The sequence below is a fragment of the Listeria fleischmannii subsp. fleischmannii LU2006-1 genome (genome assembly GCF_000344175.1).
Taxonomy (GTDB): Bacteria; Bacillota; Bacilli; order Lactobacillales; family Listeriaceae; genus Listeria; species Listeria fleischmannii.
Genome location: NZ_ALWW01000067.1, coordinates 1 through 11,301 on the forward strand (window position 1 = coordinate 1; position 11,301 = coordinate 11,301).

The 11,301-nt window shown below is 40.1% G+C and carries 5 protein-coding genes and 5 pseudogenes; all 10 read right to left on the bottom strand.

What is annotated here, in order from left to right; translation table 11 throughout:
• Positions 1-425: pseudogene (locus LFLEISCH_RS13765) on the bottom strand (radical SAM protein); the annotation flags it as partial.
• Between the two features lie 81 nt (positions 426-506).
• A pseudogene (gene pflB, locus LFLEISCH_RS13770) lies at positions 507-2,740 on the bottom strand (formate C-acetyltransferase).
• 375 nt (positions 2,741-3,115) lie between these two features.
• Entirely contained in the window at positions 3,116-3,676 is a 561-nt protein-coding gene (locus LFLEISCH_RS13775) for a glycerol-3-phosphate responsive antiterminator (RefSeq protein WP_007477758.1), read from the bottom strand.
• A 10-nt stretch (positions 3,677-3,686) separates the two neighbouring features.
• Positions 3,687-5,489, bottom strand: a complete 1,803-nt coding sequence (mutL, locus tag LFLEISCH_RS13780) for a DNA mismatch repair endonuclease MutL (RefSeq protein ID WP_007477761.1) — start codon at positions 5,487-5,489, stop codon at positions 3,687-3,689.
• A gap of 35 nt (positions 5,490-5,524) precedes the next feature.
• Positions 5,525-8,116 carry a DNA mismatch repair protein MutS gene (mutS, locus tag LFLEISCH_RS13785; protein ID WP_007477764.1) on the bottom strand — a complete coding sequence of 864 codons (2,592 nt, stop codon included), beginning with the start codon at positions 8,114-8,116 and terminating at the stop codon, positions 5,525-5,527.
• Between the two features lie 143 nt (positions 8,117-8,259).
• Positions 8,260-8,589, bottom strand: a pseudogene (locus LFLEISCH_RS13790) (YlbF/YmcA family competence regulator); the annotation flags it as partial.
• A gap of 42 nt (positions 8,590-8,631) precedes the next feature.
• Positions 8,632-9,431 (bottom strand): annotated as a pseudogene (locus LFLEISCH_RS13795) (TIGR00282 family metallophosphoesterase).
• Between the two features lie 32 nt (positions 9,432-9,463).
• On the bottom strand, positions 9,464-9,949 hold the full coding sequence (locus tag LFLEISCH_RS13800; protein WP_007477772.1) for a GNAT family N-acetyltransferase: 486 nt from the start codon (positions 9,947-9,949) through the stop codon (positions 9,464-9,466).
• A 19-nt stretch (positions 9,950-9,968) separates the two neighbouring features.
• Complete coding sequence (gene pheA, locus LFLEISCH_RS13805; protein WP_007477774.1) at positions 9,969-10,808, bottom strand: prephenate dehydratase; 840 nt, start codon at positions 10,806-10,808, stop codon at positions 9,969-9,971.
• Positions 10,809-10,867: 59 nt separating this feature from the next.
• A pseudogene (gene cgtA / locus LFLEISCH_RS13810) lies at positions 10,868-11,301 on the bottom strand (Obg family GTPase CgtA); the annotation flags it as partial.

The window sequence follows — 11,301 nt, forward strand, 5'->3', positions numbered from 1 at the left end:
AGGATTCATTTGTTTAATGTCAAGTAAAATTAAATCGGATTCAAATCCATGAGCCGGTCTAATTTTTCAATGAATTCTGGTTCTCTTGTGAAACATCCGCCGCAACTATCGATCGTCGTGTGAATCCCAGCTTTTTTACATAAAGTAAAGAACTCAATCAAGAAATCAATTTGTAAGAGTGGTTCTCCGCCACTCACGGTAACGCCTCCGTTTGATGCTTCAAAAAACTCGCGGTATTTAATCGCTTCGTCAAAAACATCTTGTGCGGAACGTTCGGTACCTGTACCAATCTTCCAAGTATCCGGGTTATGGCAGAACTGGCAACGAAGTAAGCACCCCTGCATAAAAACAATAAAACGGATTCCCGGACCGTCAACCGTCCCCATTGATTCAACTGAATGTACTCGTCCCATTACGTCTGACATTTTAACCTCTTCCTTTCGATTGACTTTAAAAAGAGGATGCTATTTTTCGCCTAGCATCCCCTTTTCGAAAAACTACTTGAATTACATGCTTTCGTGCATTGTACGGTGAATAACATCAAGCTGTTGTTCACGTGTTAATTTAATAAAGTTAACCGCATATCCTGATACACGAATTGTTAATTGCGGATATTTTTCTGGGTGGTCCATCGCATCAAGTAAAGTATCACGATTGAATACGTTGATGTTTAAGTGATGTCCCATTTTACTTGAATAGCCATCTAACATTGCTACTAAGTTATTAATTTGTGATTCATCTTCGCGACCAAGAGCTTTTGGTACGATAGAGAATGTGTTAGAAATACCATCTTGTCCATATTCATATGGTAATTTAGCTACAGATGAAAGCGAAGCAAGCGCTCCTTTTGTATCGCGTCCGTGCATTGGGTTTGCACCTGGTGCAAATGGTTCCCCAGCGCGACGTCCATCTGGCGTATTACCTGTTTTCTTACCATATACAACGTTAGAAGTAATTGTAAGAACGGATGTTGTATGAACAGAATCGCGGTAAGTTTTATGTTTTTTCACTTTTGTCATAAAGCGTTTTAATAAATCAACGGCAATTTCATCTACACGGTCGTCGTTATTACCATATTTAGGATAATCCCCATCAATTTGGTAATCTGTTACGATACCATCTTCATCACGAATCGCTGTTACCTTCGCATATTTAATGGCAGAAAGTGAATCGGCAGCAACAGAAAGTCCAGCAATACCAGTCGCCATTGTACGTAAGATGTGAGTATCATGTAAAGCCATTTCTAAGCGCTCATATGAATATTTATCATGCATATAGTGGATAACATTTAATGTGTTCAAGTAAAGTTCGGCAATCCATTCCATCATAGCATCATATTTTTCCATAACTTCATCAAACTCAAGAACATCACTTTCGATTGGACGGAAAGCAGGTCCTACTTGTGCTTTTGATTTTTTCTATCTACGCCACCATTAATAGCATAAAGTAATGTTTTCGCTAAGTTAGCACGAGCACCGAAGAATTGCATTTGTTTCCCAACACGCATTGCGGATACACAACATGCAATGGCATAGTCATCGCCCCATTTAGGACGCATCACATCATCATTTTCATATTGGATTGCAGATGTTTTAATGGACATTTTCGCACAGAATTTTTTAAATCCTGAAGGAAGTTCCGTAGACCAAAGTACAGTTAAGTTTGGTTCTGGAGCAGGTCCTAAGTTATCTAACGTATGCAAGAAACGGAAAGAGTTTTTAGTGACAAGTGGAATACCGTCTTCACTAATGCCACCAATAGATTCAGTTACCCAAGTTGGGTCCCCGGAGAATAAATCGTTATAATCCGGTGTACGAGCAAATTTAACAAGACGAAGTTTCATAATGAAATGATCCACAATTTCTTGTGCTTCTTCTTCAGTAATAACACCGTTACGCAAATCGCGTTCTACGTAGATATCTAGGAAAGTAGAAGTACGTCCTAAACTCATCGCCGCACCATTTTGTTCTTTAATGGCTGCAAGATAGCCTAAGTATAACCATTGGAACGCTTCTTGAGCGGTTTTTGCTGGTTTAGAAATATCAAAACCGTGTTTTTCCCCTAAAACTTTAAGTTCTTGAAGAGCACGAATTTGTTCGTTGATTTCTTCACGTAAGCGAATAATATCATCACTCATTGTGCGAAGACCTGTATTATTTAAATCTTGTTTCTTTTGGCTGATTAAGTAATCAACTCCGTAAAGAGCTACACGACGATAGTCACCAATGATACGGCCACGACCATAAGCATCTGGTAAACCAGTAATAACACCGGATTTACGTGCTGCGCGCATTTCAGCTGTATAAGCATCAAATACACCTTGGTTATGTGTTTTACGGTATTCTGTGAAAATATGGCTGATTTCTTCATCTACTTTGAAACCATAAGATTCTGCCGCAACTTCTGCCATACGAATACCACCGAATGGTTGAAGACCACGTTTGAATGGTTTATCTGTTTGGAAACCAACTACTTTTTCTAAGTCTTTGTTTAAGTATCCTGGATCATGAGAAGTAATGGTAGATACGATTTTTGTATCCATATCCAAAACGCCACCGTTTTCACGTTCTTGTTTTGTTAAATCCATGACTTGGTCCCAAAGTTTTGTTGTTGCATTTGTTGGTCCAACTAAGAAGCTGTCGTCTCCTTCATATAAGCGATAGTTTTTTAAAATAAAATCTCTGACATCCACTTCGTTTTCCCAGTTACCACCAGTAAATTCATACCATTGTTCAGTCATTATGGAAACCCTCCTGTATTTTGCTCATTTTCGAGCGTTTGCTAGTGAGCAAAGTTAGTTATATTTATACTGTTATCATAACACAAAATAAAAAAAATGCTACAGTTTTGTGCATCTTTTTTCAAACTTTTCTATTACAATTTTGTTACATTATGAACAAACGAGGCTTTCAACTACTGGCAGTAGGTGTTTCGTCTGGATGATATTTAATTCTATTGTGAATATTTTTTGACAAAATATTGCTAGATGAAAAGTCTGTATTAGTAGAATGCACCATTTTTGTTATAGTACAGATTAGGAAAACGCTTTCTGTTTCATATAATTGTTTTTCATGAAAACAACGCAACCATATTTGGCTGCGTTGTCATGACTACTTTAGACGACAGTCTTCCATAGTTCTTTATTTGAAGTCGTTATGGCAGTGGCACCAGCAGCTAAAACAGCATCGATTTGAGAGCTTCGTTCAATTAGCCCTCCTGCGATAATTGGGATTTGCAAGCAAGTATCCATTTTTGCAATTTGTTCGGGTAAAATGCCCGGCAAAAGCTCAATCGCATCAGGCTGTACTTTTTCAACTAAAGCCATACCTTTTGAATAGGCGCTCGAATCAATCATAAATAAACGTTGTATCGCCAAAACTTTATGCTGCTTCGCCTTTAAAATGACATTTCCTCGTGTAGAAATGATGCCATCTGGCCTGATTTCTTGGCAAATAAAATCTATGGCATAATCATCATTTTTTAAGCCATTAATCAAATCTGCGTGTAACAACACTTTTTTACCCGTTGATTTTGCGAATTGAACAAGTGATTTGACCTGCGCCACATGGGTTTCGAGCATGACCATATACGATACATCTAAAGCGCTTATTTTTTCAATATCACGCTGATTATGTGCAGCAGGAATGATTTTTTGCCCATCAAATAATTCTTTCACATCGTTCTCCTTACATCACCCGCTTGAACATTTTTTCAAGCTCATAGGTTGTATATTTAATGATGACAGGTCTACCATGCGGACATGTAAACGGATCACTTGCAGCTCGAAGTTCATCCAGTAAAGCTTCCATATCGCTTGTAGTCAAATAATGATTCGCTTTAATGGATTTTTTACAACTCATCATGATAGCCGTATCTTCACGTAATTTGTGGATACTTACATTTGGCGCGTGTAGCGCTTCATCAATAATATCGCGAAGTGTCGCCTCTTCCTCGCCTTTTGGAAACCAAGTTGGATGGGAGCGAATAATAAAGCTATTTTGACCAAAAGGTTCTAAAAACACACCGACGTCTTTTAGTTTTTCTGTTTCGGCATTCAGGCGGATATATTCTTCGTTTGAAAATTCGAGAACGATGGGTACCAACAACTCTTGAAGCTCGCGTTCTACCTCTCCAATTTTCTCCCGGAAAAATTCATATTTAATCCGCTCCTGCGCGGCATGTTGATCGATAATGAAGAGCCCTTCTTCATTTTGAGCTAAAATGTAGGTCGCGTGCATCTGCCCGATTGGGTACATTTTCGGAATGCGTGTAGCCTCAGGGAGACTAGGCTCGCCCTCTGTGATGTAAGCCTCAGGTGGTTCGTTTATAACAGCATCCCATTCTTTTTCCTCAGGTGTAAATTCTGGCACAGTTGGGCGTTCGAATAAGGTAGGCGGTTCTTGACGTTTTGTTTCTGCGACCGGTTCTTCGCGGGCATCAAAATCGATTTGCGTTTGTTCAGAGATGAGTTTTTCGCGTTTTGAAACGCTCCCGTCTGGAATTAATTGTAGCTTATGAAAAGCCTCTTTAATAGCAGAAGAAATTAACTGGCCAAGTTCCTTCTCTTTACTAAGACGTACTTCTAGTTTGGCCGGATGGACATTGACGTCAATAATGAGCGGGTCCATTTCGATTTGCAATACAATAATAGGAAAACGTCCGATTGGAAGCAGCGTATGATAGCCCTCTTGAATCGCTTTGACTAATGCAAAATTTTTAATAAATCGGCCGTTAATAATGGTTGAAATATAATTACGGTTGGCACGATTAATCTCTGGCAAAACGGCATAACCAGATAGTTTGAAATCAAGTGATTCTGCTTGAATGGGTACCGTTTTTTTCGCAATCTGCACCCCGTAAATGGAAGCAATCACTTGGCGTAAATCATTGTTTCCGCTTGTATTTAAAAGGGATTTCCCGTTATGGCTAAGACGAAAACTAATTTCAGGATGAGAGAGCGCCAGGCGATTCACGACATCTGTTATATTTCCCAGTTCGGTCGGTAAGCTTTTTAAATATTTTAAGCGCGCCGGTGTATTAAAAAACAAGTCGCTTACATCAATTTGGGTTCCGCGTCTAGCTGAATCACTGTGCTTTTCAACTTCACGGCCACCTTCGATTATTATTTTTGTACCTGTTTCACCCGTTGAAGTGGTCATTTGGACACGAGCAACAGAAGCAATACTCGGCAGTGCTTCTCCTCTAAAACCTAGTGTATGAACACGAAACAAATCCGCTTCATTTTTAATTTTACTTGTTGCATGACGTAAAAAGGCCGTTGAAACATCTTCTGCGTCAATTCCAGTACCGTTATCGATTACTGTCATTTTTGAAAGACCTGCTTCTTCTATTAAAATATCTATGACCGTACTTTCTGCATCAATCGCATTTTCAACAAGTTCCTTAATAACAGAAGCAGGGCGTTCCACCACTTCACCTGCTGCAATCTTATTGGAAAGATCATCTGTTAATTCCACAATTTTGACCATAAAATCACAACCTTTTAGAGAGAATCGTTCATTTTTTAAAGTTTACTTTGTAAGTCATACAATTTGTTCATCGCATCCATTGGCGTCATCTTCATTAAATTAAGTTTTTTAATCTCTTTTTCAAGCGAGCTTGTGGTTTGCTTTTTAGGCGCTTCGATTTCAAAAAGAGGCAATTGCATATCATCTGCTGCCGCTTTTTCAGGCTCCTCTAAAACCACTTTTTTCAGAGGTTTACCGGACGATTCGCCTTCCGCTTCAAGCGTTTCTAAAATTTCAGCTGCACGCTTAATTAATTTGGCAGGTAATTCCGCAAGCTCAGCCACATGAATACCGTAACTTTTATCTGCAGGACCTTCATTAATTTTATGAAGAAAAACGACCTTTCCGTCTTCCTCAACCGCACTTACATGAATATTGCGCAGTTTTGGTAACTCGTCCTCTAAAACCGTTAATTCATGGTAATGGGTTGAAAATAACGTTTTAGCATGGACGTCTTCGTGAATATACTCAATAATCGCCTGAGCAAGCGCCATCCCATCATAAGTCGCTGTGCCGCGTCCAATCTCGTCAAATAAAATTAAACTGTTTGGTGTTGCATGGACAATCGCATTGCGCGCTTCAAGCATCTCAACCATAAACGTACTTTGACCGGCAATAAGATCATCAGCAGCACCGATGCGAGTAAATACTTGATCAAAAATCGGTAATGTAGCTCGCTCAGCAGGAACAAAACAACCAATTTGTGCGCAAATCGCCGTTAATGCCACTTGGCGCATGTAGGTGCTTTTCCCTGACATATTAGGCCCAGTAATAAGTAAGATTTCGCGATTTTCGCTCATGACGCAATCATTCGCGACGTAGCTTTGCGCCCCCATTACTTTTTCAACAACAGGGTGTCTGCCTTGAATGATTTCGAGCGTGCCATCTGCGCTAAGGTTGGGACGGATAAAATGATTTTTCTCGCTAATTTCAGCAAAACTTTGCAAACAATCGATTTCACTGACAGCTTTCGCGAGTGCTTGGAGGCGTTCGATGTAGTCTTTTACCGTCTCGCGCACTTCTGTGAATAATTGATATTCCAGTTCCACACTTTTTTCTTCTGCATCTAAAATGAGCTTTTCTTTTTCCTTTAATTCTGGTGTAATGTAACGTTCTGCATTGGTGAGCGTTTGTTTTCGTTCATAACGCCCCTCTTGTAATAAATGTGTGTTGGCGCGGGTTACTTCAATGTAGTAGCCGAACACGCGGTTAAATCCAACTTTAAGCGATTTAATCCCCGTCAGTTCGCGCTCCTTCCGTTCCAGTTCCGCTATCCACGTCTTCCCGTTTCGACTCGCATCACGGTAAGTATCAAGCTCTGTGTGATAGCCATCGCGGATAATACCGCCTTCGCGAATGGAGATTGGCGGGGAGTCGATGATGGCTTTTTCAAGTAATTCGGTCAGCTCGTCGCAAGGGTCGAGTTTTTCACCGAGGGCATTTAAATGTGCTGCGCCGCTCATGGAAGTTAGAACGGCTTTAATTTTAGGGATTTGAAACAAGGAATTGCGTAGCTGGACCAAATCGCGGGCGTTGACATTTCCGTAAGCAACACGGCCTGATAAACGCTCCAAGTCATACACATTTTTTAAATTTTCAACGAGCTCAACGCGTTCGAAAAAGTTTTTCATTAATTCTTGAACGTCATCTTGACGGCCTATAATCGTTTCTTGTTCGATAAGGGGGCGATCAATCCATTGTTTAAGTAGGCGTCCGCCCATTGCGGTTTTGGTATGGTCAAGGAGCCATAAAAGCGTACCGACTCTTCCCTTGCCGCGAATCGATTCGGAGAGTTCCAAGTTGCGCTTGGAATAGTAGTCCATTTTCATGAAGTGGCTCGTTTCGTAATGGACGGTTTTTTGAAGGTGACCTAAATCGCGCTTCTGTGTATCGGAAAGGTAGTGCAGTAATAAGGCAATCGCTTTTTTTTCAGAAAGTGCAGTGGCGCGGTCAACCAATTTATCTGTTAGTGTTCCATCATCAAGCTGTTCATGATTTGAGACGAGAATACCCATCTGCGTGGTTTGCTCCTCGGATAAAAGGAGGGCATCGTCTTTTTGGGCGACGAGCTCTTTAGCGGAAAGTGTCGCGAGTTCACTAAGTAAGCGATCTTCACGCGCTTCTAAAACGGTTGATTTGAGCTCGCCAGTTGATAAATCACAGTAGGCAAAACCAAATTCTTTATCTTCATATAAATAAAAGGCTGCGATGTAGTTATTTTCTTTTTCTTTTAGTCCTTTTTCATCCATCACAGTTCCTGGTGAAATAAGCTGTACCACTTCACGTTTTACCATGCCTTTGGTTGTTTTTGGATCTTCGACTTGTTCACAAATGGCTACTTTATACCCTTTTTCAATAAGCGTATCTATGTATCCGCTTGCGGAGTGATAAGGTACGCCGCACATTGGAATTTTACCTTCCCCGCCGCCTTCTCGCCCAGTTAAGGTAATTTCTAAAATTTGCGAGGCTTTTAGCGCATCGTCAAAAAACATTTCGTAAAAGTCACCTAGCCGAAAGAAAAGAAAGGCATCTTGATAGTTTTCCTTAATACTTAAGTATTGCTGCATCATTGGTGTGTAGGTTGTCATATTCTTCATCATCCCTTACTTCATCACGTTTTTTCATTCCTCTATTATACCATAAACAAAAACGGCTTTCTTGTTAAAAAGCATTTAGCCCATAGAAGAGCTTGCTGCTCCTCTATGGGCTAAATGAGTGTTGCATTAGCGAATTAATCTTCAAAATCCTGTTTAAGCTGGACTAAAATGGAATCTGTAATCGATTGTAATAAATCATTCGCATCGCTCTGCGCTCGTCTAAATTCCCGTACAACCGGTAAGTTATCAATTTCGCTTCGAAGTTCTTCAATTTTTGCTTCCGATTGCTTCATAGCTTCATATTTCCCGTAATGTTCCAAGTTTACGGACTGCTTTTGTAGCAATTTAATTTCCGCAATCTTCGCCTGTACTTTTTGATTCGCATTAATTTGCGCCTCAGCTTTTTTATAAAATTCGATTTCTTCCGTATGCTCGAGAGCTTGTTTAAGTTCTTCGGCTTTTTTTTAAAATTTCTTCTTTTGGAATATGCCATTTTTTACCCTTCTTTATTCATAAAATGGATGATCGTCATTAATTAAAATACGTTCAATTTTAGAAGAACGTCCCGATTTTTCATCTAATGTAATGAGGCAACCTGATAAAATACCACGTCCTTCTTTTGGTACTTCAAAACGTGTTGGTAATTGCGTTTTAAAACGACGCAAAACGGCTTCCTTATTCATACCAAGCACCGCATCATACGGGCCGTCATGCCAGCATCAGATAAATAAGCTGTTCCCTCGGGTAAAATTCGGTTGTCTGATGTTTGCACATGGGTATGTGTCCCAACAATAGCAGATACACGGCCATCTAAATGCCAGCCCATCGCTTGTTTCTCACTCGTTGTTTCAGCATGAAAATCAACAAAAATAACATTGGTTTTCTTTTTAGCTTCCGAAACAAGTTGATCGATGGTTTCAAAAGGATCTTTTAAATCCTGCCCCATAAAGGTCCGTCCCTGTAAGTTAATCACTGCGACAAGCGTTTCATTCACTTTAACATATACAATGCCCACACCAGGCGCCCCGAAAGGATAGTTAGCCGGTCGTACCAGATACTTCGCTTCATCAATGAATGAAAAGATATCACGATTATCAAAACCATGATTTCCTAGCGTCACCGCATTTGCGCCTTGTAGTAAAAAGTTTTTATAAATTTTTTCCGTAATCCCACGACCAGAAGCAGAATTCTCCCCGTTTATAATCGTCACAGTCGGTTTATATTTTTGCTTTAACTTGGGTAAATATTCCGTAATCATTTCGCGACCGATTGAACCTACACAATCGCCTATGAATAAAATTTTCATTTTTATTTCTCCGTTCTATTAAAAAATGAGCGTCAACTCTTCTTTCGGCGTTCTAAAAGAGCCACGTCCCGAAAAACACCATCCATTTTTCCTAAGTTTTTATGTATACAAAGCGTTTGAAAGCCAAGCTTGTGATGTAAGCGAATGCTCGTTTCGTTTTCCGGAAAAACGAGTGATGTCAAAGTCCAAAAACCCGCTTTTTCACTTTCCTCAATTAAATGCGCGAATAACGCTTTACCAACACCCATGCCCCGAGCCTCTTTAGAAATATAAATACTCACTTCCGCAACGCCTTTATAGCTTGGCATACTCGAAAATGGCAAAAGCGCAGCCCAACCAATGACCTTATCGTCTTTTTTGGCTACAAAACGGCATTCTTTGAGATATTTGGCATCCCAATTTGAAAAAGTAAGTGGCTCTGTTAGAAAAGTCGCATTTCGACTCAGAATGCCTTCTAAATGAATCGCGACAACGTCTTCATAATCATTTTTATTAAAGTTTTCAATGAAAATCCCCATTTAAAAACGCCCCTCTTATTTAAATTCGGTAAACATTATAAATACCAAGAACAGTCGCTTTTCCTCCCAGCAAACGAATTTCTTCCAGAGCGTGTTGGATTAATTCCGCTTTATTTTCTGAAAGTAAATCAATCAAAAAGAAGTACTCACCAAGCGATGTTTTTAGTGGCCGCGATTCAATTTTACTCATATCAATATTTCGCCAAGCAAATGTTGATAAGATTTTATGTAGAGCACCTGGCATATTATTGGGTAATAAAATACTCGCAGAAGTTTTTTCCTCTTCTTTTTTTAGCGGAATATTTACGGGTTTTCGACTTAATACCACAAAACGCGTTTGATTTAACTCAATATCCTGCGCATTTTCCTGCACAATTTGAAGCCCGTATTCCTCTGCTGCAAGTCGGGGTGCAATGGCGGCAACTAATTCGTCCGGATGTTCACTCACCCATTTCGCGGCATAAGCGGTTGAAGGTGTAGCTTCCCGCACAGAACCGTATAGTTCTTCTTTTAAAAAGGCTTCGCACTGGGCTAAACCTTGCGGGTGGCTCATCACTTTTTGGACAGATTTCCAAGATGCCGCATTAAGCGGGTGCACCATCACATGTTGTGCAATAGGAAGAACGAGTTCAGCTTGAATGGGAACATCAGAAAAGTGAAACAGATAGTCTAAGGTAATATTAACACTACCTTCAATGGTATTTTCAACTGGAACAACAGCTGCATCGACTTCGTTATTTTGGATTGTCATAATACAATCTGGGATGGAAGCTGCTGGAATTAAATCGGCAGCAGGAAAGGCGCTTCTTGCTGCACTATGCGTAAATGAAGCCGCTGGACCAAGATAAGCAATTTTCATTATGCCACACTCCCTTTCTATCAAAAAGCAGAAAAGCGCTAAAACAGCGCCTTTTGCATTTACTCTTGGAATTCAAATTCGAAATCAAGTAGACGAACTGTATCGCCGTCTTCTGCGCCGCGTGACCGAAGTTCCTCATCAACACCCATAGCACGAAGCTGTCTTGCGAAACGATTAATTGAAGCGTCACGTTCGAAGTTTGTCATAGCAAATAACCGCTCGATTTTTTCGCCGCTTAGGACAAATGCGCCGTCTGGATCACGTGTAACAACAAAATCAGGTTCCTCTGCCTCGAATTTATAAAGTACTGTATTTTCTTCTTCTTTTTCAAGTAGTTCATCAAGTGGGAATTCAGGCGCTACTTCCAGTTCATCTGCGATAGCAAGAAGAAGTGCGTTTAATCCTGTTTTAGTCAAAGCAGAGATTGGAAAAAACAGGAATCGCTTCGTCTAGTTTTTTCTTTAAATTGCTGTAATTCTCTTCTGCTTCTGGC